At 71.6% G+C, this 19282-nt stretch carries 19 protein-coding genes; 6 read left to right on the forward strand and 13 right to left on the reverse strand.

What is annotated here, in order from left to right; genetic code table 11:
• Window positions 1–78 precede the first annotated feature (78 nt).
• The 3 genes from AB0M92_RS11185 to AB0M92_RS11195 form a co-directional block, all read right to left on the reverse strand.
• Complete coding sequence (locus tag AB0M92_RS11185; protein ID WP_366101831.1) at window positions 79–1161, reverse strand: alpha/beta hydrolase-fold protein; 1083 nt, start codon at window positions 1159–1161, stop codon at window positions 79–81.
• A 133-nt stretch (window positions 1162–1294) separates the two neighbouring features.
• Entirely contained in the window at window positions 1295–2317 is a 1023-nt protein-coding gene (locus AB0M92_RS11190) for a penicillin acylase family protein (protein ID WP_366101832.1), read from the reverse strand.
• 41 nt (window positions 2318–2358) lie between these two features.
• Window positions 2359–3759 carry a penicillin acylase family protein gene (locus AB0M92_RS11195; protein WP_366101833.1) on the reverse strand — a complete coding sequence of 467 codons (1401 nt, stop codon included), beginning with the start codon at window positions 3757–3759 and terminating at the stop codon, window positions 2359–2361.
• Window positions 3760–3965: 206 nt separating this feature from the next.
• On the opposite strand from AB0M92_RS11195, the gene AB0M92_RS11200 reads away from it, so the two are divergent.
• A complete protein-coding gene (locus AB0M92_RS11200; protein ID WP_366101834.1) occupies window positions 3966–4634 on the forward strand; it encodes a cutinase family protein in 669 nt (222 codons plus the stop codon).
• A gap of 16 nt (window positions 4635–4650) precedes the next feature.
• Here the strand turns inward: AB0M92_RS11200 and AB0M92_RS11205 are convergent, their stop codons facing one another.
• Together AB0M92_RS11205 and AB0M92_RS11210 are read right to left on the reverse strand one after the other, a co-directional pair.
• Window positions 4651–5712 carry a BTAD domain-containing putative transcriptional regulator gene (locus AB0M92_RS11205; protein WP_366101835.1) on the reverse strand — a complete coding sequence of 354 codons (1062 nt, stop codon included), beginning with the start codon at window positions 5710–5712 and terminating at the stop codon, window positions 4651–4653.
• A gap of 192 nt (window positions 5713–5904) precedes the next feature.
• Window positions 5905–6495 carry an XRE family transcriptional regulator gene (locus tag AB0M92_RS11210; RefSeq protein ID WP_366101836.1) on the reverse strand — a complete coding sequence of 197 codons (591 nt, stop codon included), beginning with the start codon at window positions 6493–6495 and terminating at the stop codon, window positions 5905–5907.
• Between AB0M92_RS11210 and AB0M92_RS11215 the strand changes: the two genes are divergently transcribed.
• Entirely contained in the window at window positions 6494–7012 is a 519-nt protein-coding gene (locus AB0M92_RS11215) for an N-acetyltransferase family protein (protein WP_366101837.1), read from the forward strand. The two genes, AB0M92_RS11210 and AB0M92_RS11215, sit on opposite strands and share 2 nt — an antisense overlap.
• Before the next feature lie 35 nt (window positions 7013–7047).
• On the opposite strand, the gene AB0M92_RS11220 is transcribed toward AB0M92_RS11215, so the two are convergent.
• Window positions 7048–8571 (reverse strand): adenosine deaminase, encoded by a 1524-nt coding sequence (locus tag AB0M92_RS11220; RefSeq protein WP_366101838.1) that lies wholly within the window; start codon window positions 8569–8571, stop codon window positions 7048–7050.
• Between the two features lie 112 nt (window positions 8572–8683).
• Window positions 8684–9487 (reverse strand): methyltransferase domain-containing protein, encoded by an 804-nt coding sequence (locus AB0M92_RS11225; RefSeq protein WP_366101839.1) that lies wholly within the window; start codon window positions 9485–9487, stop codon window positions 8684–8686.
• Window positions 9488–9844: 357 nt separating this feature from the next.
• On the opposite strand from AB0M92_RS11225, the gene AB0M92_RS11230 reads away from it, so the two are divergent.
• Both AB0M92_RS11230 and AB0M92_RS11235 read left to right on the forward strand, forming a co-directional pair.
• Complete coding sequence (locus AB0M92_RS11230; protein WP_366101840.1) at window positions 9845–10396, forward strand: superoxide dismutase family protein; 552 nt, start codon at window positions 9845–9847, stop codon at window positions 10394–10396.
• A 108-nt stretch (window positions 10397–10504) separates the two neighbouring features.
• Window positions 10505–11653, forward strand: coding sequence for a hypothetical protein (locus AB0M92_RS11235; RefSeq protein ID WP_366101841.1), 1149 nt, complete (start codon window positions 10505–10507; stop codon window positions 11651–11653).
• Between the two features lie 39 nt (window positions 11654–11692).
• Here AB0M92_RS11235 and AB0M92_RS11240 read toward each other — a convergent pair whose 3' ends face one another.
• From AB0M92_RS11240 to AB0M92_RS11260, 5 genes are all read right to left on the reverse strand, one after another.
• Window positions 11693–12244 (reverse strand): ATP/GTP-binding protein, encoded by a 552-nt coding sequence (locus AB0M92_RS11240; RefSeq protein ID WP_366101842.1) that lies wholly within the window; start codon window positions 12242–12244, stop codon window positions 11693–11695.
• A gap of 34 nt (window positions 12245–12278) precedes the next feature.
• On the reverse strand, window positions 12279–12704 hold the full coding sequence (locus AB0M92_RS11245; protein ID WP_366101843.1) for a DUF742 domain-containing protein: 426 nt from the start codon (window positions 12702–12704) through the stop codon (window positions 12279–12281).
• A 14-nt stretch (window positions 12705–12718) separates the two neighbouring features.
• Window positions 12719–13138, reverse strand: coding sequence for a roadblock/LC7 domain-containing protein (locus AB0M92_RS11250; protein WP_366101844.1), 420 nt, complete (start codon window positions 13136–13138; stop codon window positions 12719–12721).
• The gene (locus tag AB0M92_RS11255; RefSeq protein ID WP_366101845.1) at window positions 13135–15456 is read right to left on the reverse strand and encodes a nitrate- and nitrite sensing domain-containing protein; all 2322 of its coding nucleotides are present in this window, start codon (window positions 15454–15456) and stop codon (window positions 13135–13137) included. Before AB0M92_RS11255 ends, AB0M92_RS11250 begins: the two co-directional genes overlap by 4 nt.
• Before the next feature lie 217 nt (window positions 15457–15673).
• Window positions 15674–16405, reverse strand: a complete 732-nt coding sequence (locus AB0M92_RS11260) for a glyoxalase (RefSeq protein WP_366101847.1) — start codon at window positions 16403–16405, stop codon at window positions 15674–15676.
• Window positions 16406–16794: 389 nt separating this feature from the next.
• Here AB0M92_RS11260 and AB0M92_RS11265 point away from each other — a divergent pair, with 389 nt between their 5' ends.
• Window positions 16795–17265: an RICIN domain-containing protein gene (locus tag AB0M92_RS11265; protein ID WP_366101848.1), complete on the forward strand. Its 471-nt coding sequence runs from the start codon at window positions 16795–16797 to the stop codon at window positions 17263–17265.
• Window positions 17266–17315: 50 nt separating this feature from the next.
• Here the strand turns inward: AB0M92_RS11265 and AB0M92_RS11270 are convergent, their stop codons facing one another.
• Window positions 17316–17993: a TetR/AcrR family transcriptional regulator C-terminal domain-containing protein gene (locus AB0M92_RS11270; RefSeq protein WP_366101849.1), complete on the reverse strand. Its 678-nt coding sequence runs from the start codon at window positions 17991–17993 to the stop codon at window positions 17316–17318.
• 117 nt (window positions 17994–18110) lie between these two features.
• On the opposite strand from AB0M92_RS11270, the gene AB0M92_RS11275 reads away from it, so the two are divergent.
• The gene (locus tag AB0M92_RS11275; RefSeq protein WP_366101850.1) at window positions 18111–19247 is read left to right on the forward strand and encodes an NAD(P)/FAD-dependent oxidoreductase; all 1137 of its coding nucleotides are present in this window, start codon (window positions 18111–18113) and stop codon (window positions 19245–19247) included.
• The last annotated feature ends 35 nt before the right edge of the window (window positions 19248–19282 follow it).

Here is a 19282-nt window from a genome sequence, read left to right on the forward strand (position 1 = left end):
GCCGCCGACCGCGGTGGTGCGGACCGGCGCACCGGGTGTCCCGGTGCGCCCTCACGGCGCACCGGGACTTCGCGCGGATCAGGCGGTGAAGGACCTCTCCAGCCTGGGGATCAGGTCGCGGAGATCCTGTTCCCAGCAGCCCGCGTTGTGGCCGCCGTTGCACTGGGTGCCCCACGCGGAACCGTCGCCGTAGTTCACGTAGGAGTACGACATGCCCAGGGCGTCCATGCTGTCCTTCACGTGCCTGGAGGCCGACTCCAGCCAGAACTCCAGGTCGGTGGCCGAGCCGCCCCCGTTGCCCACGTAGAGGGAGACGCCGACCCCGCCGGCCTTCAGTTTGTCCATGTGCTGTGACGGGTCGACCTCGTTCCACCGCCAGTCGATGTTGAACACCGGATAGGGCGAGCCGAACAGGGCGTCACTGTCCACGCCGGGCTTGTACGGGGACTCGGCGCCGCCGCAGACGCCCGAGAACGAGCCGCAGATCGCGCCCTGCGCGTCGATGAGGGAGGCGACGACGGCGAGCCGCAGGTCCATGGAGCGCGCCGACAGGTCGATGTCCCCGGACAGGGACGCGGTCTGGCCGAACAGGTCGGGCCGGGCCTGGGCGTAGTGGAGCGCCCCGAATCCGCCCATGGAGACGCCCGCGATGGCCCGCGCCTTCTTCGCGGCGACGGTCCGCAGGTTGGCGTCGATGAACGGGATCACCTGCTTGAGGTGGAAGTTCTCCCAGTTCTGGGCGCCGGCCTGGGTCTTCTGGTTGAGCCAGTTGGCGTACCAGCCCCGGGCGCCGCCGTCCGGAATGACGGTGATCATCTGGTCCGAGGCGGTGAGCGCCGGGTAGTTCTGCTGGATCGGGTCGTCCGGCGAACCGTGCAGGAAGTACAGCACGGGATAGCGCCTGGCCGGCTCGCCGTAGTAGCCGCTCGGCAGGATGATCTTGATGTGGTGCTTGCCCGCGACCTCGGGTGTGGTCACGGTGATGTGGAAGTTGGTGGGACCGCCGGTCGCGGTGTCGACCTGGGTCAGGCCGAACCCGTCCGCCATCGGCGGGGGCCCGGTGCGCTCGGCGGCCTGCGCCGGACCCGCGGGCGTGGCCATGGCCACGATGGCGGCCATCAGGGCCACCACCATGCGCCACCGGCTCGATTTCCTCATCACGGCGTTCCTCCTCGGGAGCCTCGTCGTCGCGGTGCGACGTGGTTGTGGTGTGACGTGGTCGTGGTGTGACGTGGTTGTGGTGTGACGTGGTCGCGCTGCGACGTCCTCGTTGAATCCGGGCGCAACAGCCGTCTCAGGAAAGGACCTTGATCTCCAGGGCCGGTGAGGCCGCGATCTGCTCCTCGGTGAACCGTTCCGTCACCCACTGGCCGGAAGAGAAGAGCCGGGTCTGGTCGACGTAGTGCGGCGAGTTCGGGTTGGCCGACTGCGAGTAGGCCAGCACCGAGGAGGTCTGGGGCGGTCCGTCGGCGGTGAACTTCACCTGCTGGACGAAGCTGGACCCGAAGGTGATGTCCAGCTTGCCGTCGACCAGGCCCGGGGTGACCACGTTCAGTACGCCCACTTCACTGATCGAACCGTGGATCGGGATCTGCTCCCCGTTGCGGGTGATCTTCTGTACGTCCGACAGCGGCGCGTTCAGCGCGACGCCCGCCCTGCGCAGTGCGAGGACCGCCCGGCCGAACGCGTCGCGGACGGCGGAGCTCCCGGAGTCCAGTGAATTGGGCGTGTGCACCGGGTCCTTGGGGTCGAAGGGCACCCGCCACGGCAGCTTCTCGATCGCCTGCCCGCCCAGCAGGAAGGCCCAGTAGTTCTCGAACAGCCACGATCCCCGGCTGTCCGCCGTGAAGTCGTGGCTCCTCCAGGCGGCCAGGATCGGGCACGCCTCGCTCACGTTGACCAGGTTGCCGTCCACCAGAACGAGCCCGAAGGGGACGCTCCGGCACATCGACACCGTGGCCTCCAGGGCCAGGTCGGCCGCCCTGCTGTTGTCCGCGAACAGCAACTGCCGCATGTTCTCCGGTGTGAAACCCCTGCCCGGCAGACCGTCGTTGCCGTTGATCCGGTTCTGCGCGGTCAGGATCAGCTCCTGGGTGCGCAGGGACCGGGGCGCGGCCGTATCGCCCATCACCCTGGGGAAGGACAGCGGCTGCTCGGGGTTGGCCAGCCAGGCGCTGTCGTTGGCGTTGCCCGCGAAGTCGTTGCGGATCAGGCGTGGTTGCTTGCGCGGATCCATCAGTCCCGGCGCGACCGCGTTCGGGTCGTCGGGCCAGTCGCACGCGCTGCGCTTGCCGTCGAAGATGGAGACCGGCGGCACGTTCGGCAGCCGCAGCTCCTGGTTGAACAGCAGCCGGCCGGTCAGGGTGAGGCAGAGGCCTGCGCGTGCTCGTCGCTGATGTTCGGCGTGGCCTGGATGTCCGCGTACAGGGCGTTGCCCTTGCGGTCGGAGGCGACCGTGTTGAAGAAGGGAACGCCTTCCGTGGTCTCCAGGGTGTCGACCACCTCGTGGACGTCCTTGGCCTGGTCGAGGTGGAACCAGGTGTTGAGCGCCCGCAGGTTGTTCATGTTCACGTCCCGTACCGCGTGGGCGCTGACCACCCACGGCAGCGGGTTGCCGAGCACGGACGTGACGATCGGGCCGTACCGGGTCGACCACAGCGTCCTGGTGACCTTGCCGAGGGTGCCGTCGGCGTTCCGTACGTCGACCGCGACCTGCTGCGAGGCCATCGGCTGCCAGACCCCGTCCACCAGGTAGTTGGTCGGATTCAGCGGATCGACCTGTACGTCGAACAGCCCGAACGGGGCCACCGTGGCGACCGTGTGGCTCCAGGCGACGTCGTCGTTGTGGCCGATGTTCACGGCCGGGAACCCGAGCAGACTGGCCCCGGAGACGTTCATCTTCCCCGGGATCGTCAGCTGGCTCTGCCACATCCGGTTCTTGCCCTGCCACGGGAAGTGCGGGTTGGCCAGCAGCATGCCGGTGCCCCCGGACACGCCCTGCGAACCGACCGCCAGGGCGTTGCTGCCCATGCTCTCCCGGCGGCTGACCGCCATCGCGTCCCGGATCTTCTTCGCGGTCTCCTCGGGTGAGGACGCCGGCGGCGCGGCGGCGGCCGGGACCCCCGGGGGCGCAGCGGTCACCTGGCCGTCCAGCAGCGGGTCGGCGCTGCCCATGATGATCTCGGAGTGGGCGTGCCGGTAGACGTCCAGCTCCGTGATCGGCCGAACCCAGGACGCACCGCGGCAGGCCGGGTCGGTGATGCCGTTCACGCCCGTCTCGGCCAGGTACCGGTTGTACCCGCGGACGTAGCCGCGAATGGCCTCTTTGACCTCCGGCTCCGGCCCGTTGGGGGCGGGCTGGTCGAGCAGCCGTTCCACGACCCGGTCGTCCTTGATGCGCTGGAAGTACAGGTCACTGTTGAGATTGCTGGTGGTGTTCTGCTTCTCGCCGGGACTCGCCCTGCCGTCGGGCCCCAGATACCGGGACCTCTGCGCGTTGACCATCAGATACGTGTCGGCCAGCGTGCAGATGTTGTCCTTGGCCGCCGCGTATCCGTAACCCGTCCCCAGCCCCTCCCAGTCGGAGGCGATGATGTGCGGGATCCCGTATTCGGTGTAACGGATCGTCGGCTTGTCCGGCCCCTGCACGGCGGCCGCCGACGCCGCGGGCGGCGATCCGGCGGCCGCCATCGTGCTCATCACCGCGACCGCGGCCATGGCCGCCGCCGGCAGCCTCGCGATGAATCTCCTCCGCGCCATCGAGCCGTCCCTCCCCTGTGGTCCGGGCCCCTCGCCCGAACGCGCCCACGCTAGGGAGCAGCGATGAAATCCCGATGGAGTCGCCGCGCCGCCGCGGGTTTCATCGGGATGTCATCGCCCGCTGCCACTGTCGTCCGGTGATCTCGGCCGATCGCGCTGCGCATCGCAAGGCGGGCGCGTGGGCCGACTATTTGGGGAGGATCGACATGCGAGCCAGAACGATCGCGGCGATGGCGGCCGGGTTCCTGCTGACCGTCGGGCTTTCGGCGGTACAGGGGGCCAACGCCCAGGGGGCCTCGGCCAAGACGACGGCTTCGTGCGAGGGCACGTACACGATCGTCGTCGGGGGCACCGGCAGCTCGTGGAACAACGACGGCTTCTACGGAAACATCCAGCAGCACGTCGGGTACCCCACCCAGATCCCCAACGGCGCGAGCGCCCGCGCGGGCGTGAACGAGCTGAACCGGCTGGTCCGCGACCAGCGTGCCGCCTGTCCGTGGCAGCACGTCAAGATGGGCGGTTACTCCCTGGGCGCCGCGGTGGTGCACACGTGGGTCACCGAGAACTGGCAGACGTTCGACAACGTCAACGCCGTTCTCATCGCCGACCCCAAGAGGCAGGGCCCTCCCGGTGCCAACGGCGGCTCCGTGCCGTTCGGCGGCATCATCGGCGCCCCGCTCGCGGGTGCGGACCGGTTCTTCGGGAACGTGCCCGTCAAGACCATCTGCCACTGGGACTACGTCTGCGACGAGTCGGCCGGCATCTGGACCTATCCGAACAACCACGTGCGGAACTACCCCGAAGACTTCAACATGGACCACCACAACGACAGCGCCAGCGAGCAGTGGTACAACGGCGCCTGGTACGCCTGGTAACCACGCGGCGGATCCTTCACCGCCTGCCGGCGGCCGGGAGTTCGGCCGCCGGCAGGCGGTCCCCGCGCAGGATCCGCTCGTACGTCCCCCGCAGCATCCGGCTCGGCGGCACCGACAGGTCCTCGGCCAGCCGGCGGCTGGTGTGGTCGAAGACGGCCAGGGCCTCGGTCCGCCGGCCGCTGCGCCAGAGCGCGCGCATCAGCATCGCGGCCACCGGCTCGTTCAGCGGGTGCGCCGCGGCCAGGGCGGACAGTTCGGCGATCGCCTCGAAGTGCCGGCCCAGGCGCAGCTGCCACTGCGACTTCCGCTGTATGACGGCGATCCGGCGCTCGGTGAGCCGCAGCCGCTCCGCCTCGGCGAGCGGCCCGGGGAGTCCCGCCAGAGGTTCGCCGCGGAACAGGTCAAGAGCCCGCGCACACAGGCGGACCACCTCGGTCGCCTCGCCCGCCCGGTCGGCCCTGGCGACATCGGCGAGCAGCTGATCCATGCGTGCCACGTCCACGTCGACAGCGCCGGGGGCGAGCCGGTAGCCGCAGCGGTCGTGCTCGATCACCGAGCCCGGGCCGTCCCCGATCCGCAGGGTCTTGCGCAATCGGTAGACGTACACCGGCACCACGTTCGTGAGGGGCGGCTCCATCCCCCATACCCCGTCGAGCAGTTCCTGCCGGCTGAGCGTCCGCCCCGCGCCCAGCGCGAGCGCCGCCAGTACCGCTTGCTGGCGCAGGTGGCCCGGGTTCAGGGGCCGGCCGTCCTGCCGGGCCTGGAGCGGTCCGAGCAAGGAGATCCGCACCCTGGGTACGGGTCCGGCGGGGCGGGCGGTGACGATTGCCGGCACCCGGCGCACCTCCCGCGTACGGGGACCGCTGCCGGGGACGACCAGGCCGCAGTCGAAGGCGTGGACGATGGCGGCGGCCCGGTCGCGCAGCCCCAGCTTGGCCAGGATGCGCGCGAGATGTCCGGCCACCGCGTCCTCGGGGATGGCGAGGTCGGCGGCGATCTCGTCGTCCCGCAACCCGCAGCCGACCGCACGGAGCACCCTGCGCTCTTGCTGCCTGAGCACGGTGGCGGTCGTCGGCATCACTGCTCCCCGGGCCGGTCGTACGGACGGATCGACGGATCGACGGATCGACGGATCGACGGATCGACGAGAGGGTCGGACGGTCGGACGCGATCGACAACGTACCGGCGGCAGCCCCGGCCACGGCATCCGGAACGTTCCGGAGTGACACGGACGCGACGAAGAACGGGCCGTCCCGGGGAGCGGAGCCGGTCAGGGCCGGGTGCCGCGGGTGAGGACGACGGCGTAACGGCACTCGGTGTCGGTGGAGTTGGCGAAGACGCGCGGGGTGGGCTCGCCGAGTTCGACGGTGTCGCCCTCGCCCAGTTCGTGGACGGCGTCCCCGTCGTGGAAGGTCAGGTGGCCGTCGAGGACCCAGACGACCTGGCGCACGAAGGCGAAGGCCGCCGCCGGGTAGGGCACGCGGGCTCCCGGCGGCAGCCGGATTTCGGCGATCTCCGCGGGGAAGAGCGGGCCGGTGACCTGGCGGCGCCGGTAGCCGGTGGCCGGGTCGCGCCACTCGGCCGCCTCGGCCCGGCGATGCACTCCAGTGGTTGCCGCCGCTTCGTCCGGCGCCCCCTCGGCGAGGGCCAGCAAGGAGGCGACGCTCAGCTGGAAAGCGGCGGACAGTTTGCCCAGGACCACTGCCGTGGGACTGCTCTCGCCCCGCTCGATCCGGCTGATCATGGCCTGGGAGACCCCGGAGGCGTCCGCGAGCCGCGCCAGGGTCCACCGGCGGCGTTCGCGTTCGGTGCGGACCCGGGCCGCGATCCGGCCGACCAGGGGATCTACTATGTTGGACATGAATCCACTATACGCAAGTGGCGGGACGGTCACGGTACGCCGGGCGCGCCCCGGCGACGAGGAGGCCATCCGCGCGATCCGCAACCACGCGATCGAGCATTCGACGGCCCTGTGGACGCGGATCCAGCTCTCCCCGGCCGAGGGGACCGCCTGGCTCGCCGCCCACCTGGAGCGCGGCTCGGCGTTCGTGGCCGAGGTGGAGGGCGAGACGGCCGGGTTCGCGGTCTACGGCCCGTGGCGGGAGAAGGACGGGTACCGCCACACGGTGGAGGACTCGGTCTACGTCCGCGAGGGCCGGCACGGGCTCGGCATCGGCTCGGCGCTGCTGGCCGCCCTCATCGCCTCGGCGCGCGATGCCGGCCACCACGTCGTGGTGGCCGGCATCGAAGCCGAGAACGCCGCGTCCATCGGCCTGCACGAGCGCTTCGGGTTCCGCCATGTCGGCACGGTCCCGGAGGTCGGCACCAAGTTCGGCCGCTGGCTCGACCTGACCCTCATGCAGCTGCCCCTGACCTGAGGGGCCGTCGCGCCGGACCCGGCCGGGTCCCGGGATCAGCGGGAGCCGGGGCGGGTGGCGCCGGGGTGGGCGGCCTCGAAGCGGTGGAACGCCGCCTCCTGACGCCACTCGACCTGCGCCTTCGGGCTGGAGGCCAGGTAGGCGGCGCACCGCTTGCCCGGCCGCTCACCGCCCTGGCGCTCCCCCGCGCAGGCTCCGGACGGCCGGTAGCCGCTGCGCAGGTCGCGGTCCCACAGGCTGCGACCGGGCAGGAACGCGAACTCCAGCGAGGCCCGGGCCAGATCCCTCAGCTCGGCGTAGCCGAGCCCGTACGTCTGCGCGGCCCAGCGGTACTCGTCGGTGATCTCGATCCGGGACACGCCCGGGTCGTCGGTGGCGAGGACCACCGGCACGCCATGGCTTCGGTACGTGGCGAAGGGGTGTGCGTCGCCCGAGACCCGCAGGATCTGCGCGTTGCTGTGGAAGGGGACCTCGACGGCGATCCGCCGGTCGGCCATGTAGCGCATGAGCGACTCCCAGCGGTCCTCGTGGAGTACGGACACCCCGTGTCCGATCCGCTCGGCGCGGCCGGTCTGGGCGGCGTCCCTGATGTGGAAGGTGAGGTCCTCCGGCTTCACGAGGCCGGGCACCAGCTCGCCCGCGTGCAGGGTGACGTGCGCCTTCGGGTACTGGGTCTTGAGGTAGTTCACCATCCGCATGTGCAGGCGGTAGTCGCGCAGGGCCACCTCACCGTCCTCCGGCTGGACCAGGTTGACGGCGACGAAGCGCGGGTCGCTCTCGGCCAGCCGCATGCCCAGCGCCAGCTGGGTGAACACCCGCTGCGGGGTGCCGAGGCGGCCGACCTGGGAGATCCAGCGGTACGGGAGGGAGCACGCGGCGTCGGGCCGCGGGGTGTCGCAGTGCGCGGCGGTGCGGAACTCGGCGTCGGTGGTGTCGGCGTCGGCGCGGGCCTGCCGGACGACCGCGTCCAGGCCGCCGTCGGCGAGCAGCTTGTCGTGCATGGCGTCGAGGTCGGCGTCGTAGCCGACCCGGTCGGCGAGGGTGCGGGCCGCCCCCGAGGCCGGGGTGATCATGGTCTCCAGGTAGAACTGGTTCTGCCGGGCGGCCGAGCCCGCGACCTCCGCGAGAATGCGGCCGGGGTGCCGCCACGGCACCTCGCCGAACTTGTCGAAGGTCGCGAAGAAGTGGTCGTGACCGTTGCCGTCGGCCGGGAAGTCCTGCATCGACCAGGCCTGGATGACCTGCCGGCGGAACGCCGCGTCGGTGACGGCGTCGGCGGCGGGGCGGGTGCCGGATCCGCACGGCGGGGGGACCGCGGTGGTCGTGTCGGTGGTGATGCAGAGGCCGTCTTCGGCGGCGAGTTCGATCAGGAACTCGGTGGTGACCGCACCCGAGAGGTGGTTGTGCAGGTCACCGCCCTTGGGGAGGTCGGCGAAGAAGTCCCGCGGCCGGGCGGGGCCGGGGGCGGGGGCCACAGGGGCTGCGGAGGCGTCGTACGCGGCGGCCGGTACGAGCAGGGCGAGGGCGGAGAGCGCGCCGATCAAGTGGGATGGGATCACGGGCACATGGTGGTCAAGCGAGCCGCCGTACGACACCGTGCCGTGCCGGGCGTGGCGCGCCGTCACCCGGGAGGCCCCGCAGAGGATCGTTCCTTTTACCCGCGTCCCGCGTTCACGAGCGCCGCGCGGCGACGATCCAGGCCCGGGAGTCGAACCGGACGCCGTCTTCGCCCAGGTGCGCGGCGAGCTCCGCCCGCAGGGTCTCCACGGCGCGTGTCGCGGCCGCCGGATCCAGTCGCTTCAGGACTTCGCTCGTGCACGTGAATCCACGCACCCATGCGAGGGCGGCGGCCACGTCCCGACCGTAGTTGACGTCCTCGTGCACGTCGGTGAACGAGGCGTCCGTGAACCCCGCGCCCCGCAGGAGCTCCTGAACGGCCGTCGGGTCGGCGAGCGAGAACGGGTCCGGTCCGCCGGGGGGTCCGGCCGCCGAGCCTTCGGCCGCGGCGAGGGACCGGCGGATGGTGACGTCCCATTCGTTGAGCTCGCCGGCCTGCCAGACCATCATCACCAGGCGCCCGTCCCGGCGCAGCGCTCGCCCGATGTTGGTGAACGCGGCGCCCGGGTCGTCGAAGAACATCGTGCCGAACCTGCTGATCACCAGGTCGAAACGCTCCTGCGGGAAGGGGTGGTCCTGTGCGTCCGCGTGCTCGAACGCGACGTTGCCCGGCCCCTCTGCCCGGGCCAGCTCGCGGGCTCGCGTGATCGCGGGCGCCGAGACGTCGACCCCGAGCGCGCTGCCCTCCCGTGCCGTACGCGCTGCCTGGCGGGTGGTCTGCCCGGTGCCGCAGCCGATGTCGAGGACGTGGTCGTGGAGCCGGATGCCGGCCGCGCGGCGCAGCACCTCGTTGTGCCGCCGCAGTTCGGCGTCGTAGCCGCTGGTGGCAGGAGGGTGATCGCCCGTGGCGCCTCGCATCGCGGTCCCTTCACGGCGGATCGCCCGGAGCCGCCCGGGCGCTGTCCGTCCCATTCAATCGCGGCCGGCCTCCGCCGGCCCGGAACCGGCCGCCGCCGGCCCGGAACCGGCCGCCGCCGGCCCGGAACCGGCCGCCGCCCCGGTGCCGACCGCCTTGACCGGCGCTGCCGCGACTCGCGCCGAGCGATCCGTAAATCACGCGGCTGATCAGGGAAAAGCGGGCCGACACCCTCGATGCGCCCCGCGCGGGGCCGCCGGGTGCGCCACCATGGTCACGGCGATCCGCCAACGCGCACGGCCGGATCGCGCGGGCACGGGGGGAGCCTCCGCGAGACCCCGTGGCGAGAGGAGCGGAAGATGTCATTCCTCGTTTCAGCACTCACCGCCTCCCTGGCCGTCGTCCTGCCGCTGGGCATGGTCGCCGGCCAGGACGTGACGATCGAGGATTCGTTCCGGGCGGCCGGCGGCCGGCCCGCCCAGCAGGCGGTCACCTTCGACACCCAGGCGGTGCCGGTCGGCAGCGAAGTCACCGTCACCGAGCGGGTGGGCGACGACACGTACGTGGAGCTGCGGCTGCACGGCGTGCAGGCGAACCGGACCTTCGGCGCCCATGTGCACCAGAAGCCCTGCGGCGCCAAGCCGAACGACTCCGGGCCCCACTACCAGAACGCCACGGACCCCGAGCAGCCCTCGACGAACCCCGCGTACGCCGGTCCGCACAACGAGGTGTGGCTCGACATCCGCACCGACGGGCACGGCGACGGCGCCACGGCGGCCGTCCAGGCCTGGCGGTTCCGCGCCGGTCAGGCCCGCTCCGTGGTGATCCACGAGCACGCCACCCACACGGGGGCCGGCGCCGCGGGAACGGCCGGGACACGGCTCGCCTGCGTCAACGTGCCGTTCACGTAGGAGCATCCGCTGTCCTCAGGCGCGCGGCGCGGAGACCGCCCTGTCATGGCCCTGACCAGCTGGGTTATGTTGTCCGTCCTACTGGGGGACGACGTACGGAGCACGGGAATGACGCAGAACGGCTGGCCGGGAGCGCACGGGGGCGGTTGGGGCGGCGCCCCGCAGTGGGGAGGCCGGCCGCCGGCGGCGCCCCAGCCCGGGGTGATCCCCCTGCGTCCGCTGTCCCTCGGGGACATCATCACCGGCTCGTTCGCGGCGATCCGCGGCCACTGGAAGACGCTCGCCGGTGGGGCGCTGGCCGTACTGGCCGTCGTCCTGCCGGTCATGGCCCTCGTGGTGGGCATCGCCGCGGCCTCGGTCCACGACCACTTCGATCCCGTCTTCCATCCGCCGTTCGGCGAGGATCCGGCGTCGGAGCACGTGGTACCGCTGGTCGTCGCGGCCGTCGTGGTGTTCGTACTGTTCATGGCCATCGGCGTGCTGGGCATGGCGGTCATCGCCGCGCTCTGCCCGGCGGTCCTCAAGGAAGCCGTGACGGGCCGCCCCACCACCTTCCGCACGCTGTGGCGGGCCTCGGTCCGGCGGGCTCCGGCGGTGGCCGGCGCCATGTTCCTGAGCGGCCTGATCGCCGGCTCCCCGGTGTTCGTCGTCCTCGCCGTGTGGCTGCCGCTGGTGTTCTCCGCCGGTTCCGGGGAGGACGCCCTCGCGCTGATGGGCTTCCTGCCGCTGCTGATGCTGGCCGCCGCGCCGCTGGCCGTCTGGCTCGGCATCCGGTTCGGCCTGGCTCCGGCCGTGGTCGTCATGGAGGGCGCAGGTCCGGTCACCGGGCTGCGGCGCTCGACGGCGCTGGTCCGGGGCGACTGGTGGCGGATCTTCGGTTACACCATCGTCATCTCCATGCTGGCGGGCGCGATCGCCTACGCGATCGAGATACCGTTCAACCTCATCGGGACGTTCGCGATGGTGCCCTCCCTCCAGGGGATGTCCGACCACGGCACCCCCGCGGCGGGGTCCATCGCCGCTCTGGTGTTCGCCGTCGTCCTCCTGTTCCTCGGCGGGGCGGCCGGGCAGGTCTTCCAGATCGCTTTCAGCCACATGGCGAGCGCCATGCTGTACGTGGACCAGCGGATCCGGCGCGAGGGCCTCGCCGAGGCGATCCTGGCCGACCTCGCCGTCGCCCCGGCGCCCGCCGCGCCCGCGACCGCCGGCCCCGCCCCCACCGCGCCGCGCTCGGCGGACGGCGCCGGGGGGGCCTGAGGCGGTCGGAGGGAGCGGCGCGGCCCCTCGGGGTCGCCGTTACGCCGCGTCCACCGAACTGATCAGCAGGTCGAGGAGGGCGAGGAGCGCGTCGCGGACATCGGTGCGGGCGCGGGCGTCGAGCAGGAGGACGGGGGTGCCCGGGTCGCGCAGGTGCAGCGCGGCGCCGATCTCCTCGGCCGTGTAGGGCTGTTCGCCATGGAAGCAGTTCGCGCCCACCACGAACGGCAGCCCGCGGCTCTCGAAGAAGTCGATCGCCGGGAAACTGCGGTCCAGGCGCCGCGTGTCGACGAGGACGAGCGCGCCGAGGGCGCCGGCCAGCAGGTCGTCCCACATGAACCAGAAACGCTCCTGGCCCGGCGTGCCGAAGAGGTAGAGGACGACGCCCGCGTCGGTGAGGGTGCGCCGGCCGAAGTCCATGGCGACCGTGGTGACGGCTTTGGACTCGATGCCGTCGAGGTCGTCGACGCCCACTCCGGCCGCGGTCAGCCGTTCCTCGGTGCGCAGCGGCTCGATCTCGGAGATCGTCTCGACCAGGGTCGTCTTGCCGACGCCGAAGCCTCCCGCGATGAGGATCTTGACAGGCGACACCTGTCCGGCGGGGGCGGCAGACGGGTCGTATCCATCATATCCGGGCAAGGTTGTCCCTGATTCTCATGAGCATGTGGACGTTGGTGGTCTCCGCCCCCTGCAGGGGCGGCCGGTGGTGGATCAGCCCGCGGTCCGCGAGTTCGCCGAGCAGCAGCGTCATCGGGGTGAGCCGGATCCTCATCCGCGCCGCGATCTCGGCGACCGCCAGCCCGCCCGGCCGGGCGCACATGGCGAGGACGGCCTGCCATTCGGTGGGCAGGCCGCCTCGGGCCTCCGCGCCGACGGCCGCCGTGATCGTGGTGTCCATGGTGAGCACCGTGTGGGGCGCCGCGGTCCGGCCGTCCGTCAGCGCGTAGAGCCGGGTACGGCGGGCGCCGCCGCGCTGCGGCGCATCGGGCTCGGGCGGCTCGGGCCGTACGGGCCCCTGCGCCTCGGCTTCGGAGCTTTCGGGCTCCGCCATCTCCGGGTCCGGCATTACGGCTTGGGCGCCTGGGGACGCTCCGGCGTGCCCAGCCATTCGCCGAGCGCCTGGGCGGTCCGTACCGCCTCGCCGCCCAGCTCGCCGAGCCGGGCCTTGCGGGACGTGACCACGAGGAGCGTGCTGCCCTCCCCGCATCCGACGACGCAGAGGTACCGGTCGTCCATCTCCACCAGCTGGCGGATCACGCGGCCGCCGTCGATCTCACGGGATATCGCCTTCATCGTGGCGGCGATCCCGGAGGCCGCGGCCGCCATGCGCTCCGACTGGTCCCGGTCCAGGAGGTAGGCGCTGAGCGGGATCCCGTCGTTGGAGAGGAGTACGGCTCCCTGGATGCCGGCGATCCGGCTGAGATGGTTGTCCAGAACGCTGAAGATCATCTCGCTGGAGGTGGCGGAGTTGGGGGTCGTCGTCATCGCTGGTCCTGTTCCTGTCTGAGCTCGGCTTCCACCTTCTGCGTTCCCTCTTCATAGTCCGCCCAGGCGTCGGCGACCTCTTCGGGGGTGTCCGGGCCGGGGCCCGGCTCCGGCTCCGGTGCTCGCGGTGCGCGCAGTTGGCTGGTCATGTGCGTCTGCGGGACGCGCTCCGGGAGGGCCGGGCGACCGGCCGGGCGACCGCCGCCGTCCCCGGTCACGGGGCGGAGCGCCGGCGTGCGCTGCGCGAGTGCGGGCGCCGGCCGCTCGGGGGCGGCCTGGTGCGGGACCGGCTCGGGTACGGGCGCCCGTACGGGGGCGGGGGCGCGCGCGGGGACGGGCGCGGAGGCGGACTCCGGTGCTGCGGCGGGCCCGGGGGTGCGGGTCGCCTCCGGTGTCGCGGCCGGGGTCGCGGACGCGGCCGGGGCGGCCGTCCGCGCCAGCAGGTCGCTCGGCAGCACGACGACCGCCGAGGTCCCCCCGTACACCGAACGCCTCAGCGTGACCTTGGCACCCAGCTGCTCGGCCAGGTGCCCGACCACGAACAGGCCCAGCCGGTGCGCGTTCTCGGCGAGTTCGGAGTAGGGCGGGGCCGAGTGCAGGCGCCGGTTCATCTCCTCGTAGCCGGACTCGCCCACGCGCGGCCCGCGGTCCTCGATCTCCACCGACAAGCCGTCCGCGACCAGTTCGGCCCGGATGACCACCTTCGACCGGGGCGGCGAGAAGCGGGTGGCGTTGTCGAGCAGCTCCGCCAGCAGGTGGCTGATCTGGCTGATCACGCTCGGTTCGACGCTCGCCTCGTCCAGCGCGTGCCGTTCGATCCGCCGGAAGTCCTCGACCTCCGCCGCTGCCTCGCGCAGCAGGTCGGCGACCCTCATCGGCTCGGTGTGCGGGTCGGGGACCTCGCCGCCGGACAGGATGAGCAGGTTCTCGACCTGCCGCCGCATCCCGACCGTGAGCTGGTCGGACCGCATCAACTCGGCGAGCAGCGCCTCGTCGTGCCCGAAAGCGTCCTGGATGTCCTCGGTGAGGCTCAGCTGGCGGCTGACCAGGTTCCCGGTGCGCGAGGCGATGCCGGAGGCGAACATGCCGAAGCCGTGCCGCTCGGCCGCGAGCTGCCGGTGACCGTCCACGGACACCGCGACGACCCGGGCGAACGCGTCGTTGATCTGCCCGACCTCGTCCTGGTCCCCGCGTACCAGCGGCAGTGCCGCGTCGTCGACGGCCTGGCCGCGGTGCAGCCGGGCCACGACGTCCGGCAGCGTGACCTCGGCGATGGCCACGGTGCGCTCGTGCAGCCGCCGCAGGCGGCGCAGGACCGAGCGGGTGGTGACCACCACGACGGCGACGACCAGCAGCAGCGCTCCGGCACTGCCGCCGATCAGCCAGTAGACCTCGCCCTCCAGCTCGGCGGCCTTCTCGTCGGCGTGCGCCAGCAGGTCGCGCGAACGCTGGTTCCCCAGCTCCGTCAGCTGTCCCGAGAACACCGGGTACGCCGCCGACCAGTCGTTGACCTCGGCGGGCAGCTTCATCCCGGAATCGGTGATCTTGTGTTGGGCGATGACCGCCGTCTCGACGCGGAGCTTCGTCTTCCAGGCGTCCGAGGTGGTGATCCTCTCGTACGTCTGCTGTTCCGCGGGCGGCAGGTACGGGACGACCCAGGAGTCGTACAGGTGCCGGTGCGCGCCGGCGTCGCTCAGGAATTCGCCGAAGGCGGTGGGCGTCAGCTCGCGGGAAGGTCCGGCCAGCGTGAGGATCGTGTCCTGGCGGGCCAGCATCTCGGATGCGGAGAGCATGGCGATGACCGGGCGGCTCTCCTGGAGGAGGCCGGCGTCCTCTGCGTGGGCGAACGCCCCCTGGTAGAGACCGGTGATCCCGTCGATGACGCCGTCGTAGTACGCCATCGTCTGAGCGGCGACACCGCTGCGGGCGTCCGCGCGCGAGCGGAAGGCGCCGAGCTGCTCAAGGCGGTCCTTGACTTCCTGCACGTGTTCCGCGGTCTGCCCGGGCTCGGGCGCGCGGTCGGATTCCGGCGACAGGCGCCGGAATTCGGCCACGGCCTTGTCGGTGGCCGCCCTGCGGTCGCGCAGGTCGCCGTCACGGACCGCGGCGCCCGCCCAGCGCGCGGCGGTCATCTTCCGTTCCGCCTGGAGCTCGGTCATGAGCCGGAACAACGGCTCGCCGATCCGCTTGCTGGCCGCCAGGTCTTCGCGCAGGTGGTCGGCCTGTGTCAGCAGCCGTTCGGCGGTCACCGCCACCTGGGCGCCCATGGCCACGGTGGGCACGACCGCGAGCCATATGAGCATCGTACGGAGGCGCACGGTGCGCCGTCTTCGGGCCTTCGACGGCCCTGGGGTGCCTTCGGGTATGGGAGACATCGGTCCTCGGTATGCGGCGGGGCAGGATCGCGCGAGCGAGTGGCGCCGATCATATCCAGCCACAAAGAACGCATACAGCCGCACCCGACGGAAGAGATGTCGACAGAGCTCGTCACGCCGGAAGCAGATGTCACACCTTACGGGCCGTCGACCGGATCCGTCAGTCATTGTTCAGGTCTGAGGTGTTGTGCAGTTCGGCCTCGACCTGTTCCCGCTCGGCCTCGGTGAGGGGGATGCCTTCCAGTTCCGCGGTCCAGGCGGGGACGTCGTCGCCGTGCTCGCCCAGGGCGGCCGAGGTCGAGATGAGGACCGCCAGGGCCCGCGCCCGGTCGGCCGCCGGGGCGTCCTCGCCGAACTTGCGCAGCGCGGACTTCACGGCGCGGAACGCGGCGCGGTCGTCGTCCTTGAACTCGCGGAGAATACGGGCGTTGTCGAGGGCTTTGGCCAGCCCTTCGAGCTGCTTCGAGCCGCCGTAGTCCAGTTCCATCGGTTCGTCGCGCCGGACGAAGACGATCGAGTTGCCGGACGGGTCGACCAGGCTGAAACGGCTCGCGCCGGGACGGTAGCGCGTGATCCGCGGCCTTCCGGTGGCGAGGACCTGGCCGTAGGTGCGGCGCATGGCCCGGGTGAAGGCGGCGTGGTACGGGGCGACCGAGTCGACCATGACCAGGCAGCCGCCGGCGTCCTCCCGGGCGGGGTCCAGCTCCTTGGGCGCCGGGCCGAAGTGCAGTTCGAATCCGCTCCAGCGCAGTGCCAGGTACACGTAGGGCCGGGTCTGCTTGTACGTGTTCTCGAAGCCCAGCGCCTCGTAGAACTCCAGGGTGTCGTCCACGGACACGCACGGCAGCATCGGCACCGTGGTCTCGTTCGCCGGGGTGGTCGGCTCGGTCATGGGTACGTACCCCCTCCGCTCGCGGCTCTCTCCGTCCGGCGGGCATTGTCGCCGCTTTCCGGGATTTCCGCATATGAGACGACCGGCGCTCCTCCCGGGGCCGGTTCGGAGGGGGTCAGCGTTCCGACGGGCGTCGCGAGCGCGCGAAGAGCGCGGCGGGGGCCGGCAGAGCAGGCGCCGGCACCCGGCCAACGACCTGCCCGCCGCGGCTGGGAAACGGTTGAACCAGCGGTGCGTTTATTGGCGGGAGAGCTTCGTGTATGCAGAAACGATCCTTGGCGTCATCTCGCGGCTCAAGAATTCGAATCCGCTCGATCGAGTGAACTGTGACGACGCTCCCGCGTGGAATCCTGAGTGTGAGCCAAAAACTCGCCACCGAGGGGAAATTCATGCGCGCACGAAGGGCCGCCCTGCACGGGATGGCGGCGATGTCCCTGTTCACGGCCACGATCCTGCTGCAGGCGAGCCCGAGCAACGCCTTCTCTCAACCGAGCCAGTCGATCCAGAACCGCGGCAACTACATGTGCATGGACCTCAAGTCCTACGCCGAACACACCGCCGTGACGATGTACGGCTGCACCGACCATCTGAGTGCCAAGTGGAAATGGAACTCCGACGGCACCATCCAGAACGTCGGCGGCAGTCTGTGCATGGACCTGACGTCCTACGACGAATTCACGCCGGTGACCACCTACCGGTGCAGCGACCATCCGAGTGCCAAGTGGACGTACAACGCAGACGGCACGATCCAGAACCGCGGCAGCTCCATGTGCATGGACCTGACCACGTACGACGAGCACACCCCGGTGACCATGTACCGCTGCACCAACCACGTCAGCGCGTCCTGGTCCCGGGGGTAGCAGCCGCCCCCACATCCATCGGCCACGACGGCCGTGACGGGATCGCCGCGTCAGTCGGCCTTCGACGCGGCGATCCCGTTGAGGATGAGGTCGATTCCCGCGAGGAACTCGACCCGGTCGTCGTGGTCGCGGAGTTGCTCCGCGACGTCGCGGGTGAACGCGTACTCGTCGGGATCGAGGTTCGCCCAGGCGGCCGAGACGCCGTCGAGGAACTCGGTCCGGTCCTCCTGCGACGTCTGCCCGTGGGCGTTGGCCGCGTTCTGTCCGCCGACTCCGAGGACGTAGCTCAGCAGCGTGGACGCGGCGGTGAACCGGGCGGGGCGGGGTACGCCCAGCGCCTGGACCTGGCGCCCGAGCTGTTCGAAGACCTGGAGCATCGGCGACCGCCCCGGCGAGCGGGCGAGCTGACGGCCGATCCACGGGTGCGCGTCGATCGCGTCGAAGAGCCGGAGCGCGAGCACGCGGATCGCCTCCTGCGGCGTCGCCCCCGAAGCGCCCCCGAGCACGGTGGCGGCGACGACGAGCTCGGTGGCGGCGCCGAGGAGCTCGTCCTTGCCGGACACGTGCCAGTAGATGGCGCCCGGCCCGGTGGCGAGGCGTTCGGCCAGCACGCGGAACGTGAGCCCGCCCTCACCCACCGCGTCGAGGATGCCGATCGCCGCTTCGACGATCCGCTCCCGGGAGAGCGGCTCCTCCCGTCGCTCCGCACGACGCGCCCTGGTTGCCATGGCCCCATCGTGACATACGTCTGGAACTCCGTTCCAGCTTGACAACTCTGGAACGCCACTCCAGTCTGAGTTCTGGAACGGCATTCCAGACAGGCGACCGACAGGGGCGGAACCACCATGACCACCGACATCACGATCATCGGCGCCGGACTCGGCGGGCTGACCCTCGCCCGGGTCCTCCACGTCCACGGCATCCCGGCGACGATCTACGAGGCGGAGCCCTCGCCGACCGCGCGCACGCAGGGCGGCATGCTCGACATCCACGACCACAACGGACAGCGGGCCCTGAAGGCGGCCGGCCTGTTCGACGCCTTCCTCGACCTCGTCCACGAGGGCGGTGAAGCCATGCGCGTGCTCGACAAGGCCGCAGCCGTACTCCGCGACGAGCCGGACGACGGCACCGGCGGCCGCCCGGAGGTCCACCGCGGCGAACTGCGCCGCATCCTGCTCGACTCGCTTCCGGCCGACACGATCAAGTGGGGACGCAAGGCCACGGCGGTCCGCCCCCTCGGCGAAGGCCGGCACGAGGTGACGTTCGCGGACGGGGCCACCGTCACGACCGGCCTCCTGGTGGGCGCCGACGGGGCCTGGTCGCGCGTCCGGCCGCTGCTCTCCGAGGCGAAGCCCGAGTACGTCGGCATCTCGTTCATCGAGACGTACCTCTTCGACGCCGACACCCGGCACCCGGCCGGCGCACGGGCGGTCGGCAGCGGGTCGCTCTTCGCGCTCGCGCCGGGGAAGGGGATCCTCGCCCATCGGGAGCCCGGCGGGGTCCTGCACACGTACGCGTCGCTCAACAAGCCGGAGGATTGGCTCGCCGGCATCGACTTCAGCCACCCGGACGCGGCCGCGGCCCTGATCGCCGGGGAGTTCGGCGACTGGGCCCCGGAGCTCACCTCGCTCATCACGGACGGCGATACCGCTCCGGTCCCGCGCACCATCAACGCCCTGCCGGTCGAACACCGGTGGGACCGCGTGCCCGGCGTCACCCTGCTCGGCGACGCCGCCCACCTCATGTCGCCGTTCGCCGGAGAGGGCGCCAACCTCGCCATGTACGACGGCGCCGAACTCGGCAACGCGATGGCCGCGCACCCCGGCGACGTCGAAGCCGCGCTCACCGCCTACGAGGAGGCCCTCTTCCCGCGGAGTGCCGACGCCGCGGCCGAGGCGGCCCGGAACCACGAGCTGTGCTTCGACGACGACGCCCCGCACAGCTTCGTCGCCCTCTTCGCCGCCTATGACCAGGCCGGCTGAACGGGGACCGGCGGTCGGGCCGTTCGTCGTACACC

This window comes from Streptomyces sp. NPDC051582, from assembly GCF_040681715.1.
In the GTDB taxonomy this organism is placed as follows: Bacteria; Actinomycetota; Actinomycetes; order Streptomycetales; family Streptomycetaceae; genus Streptomyces.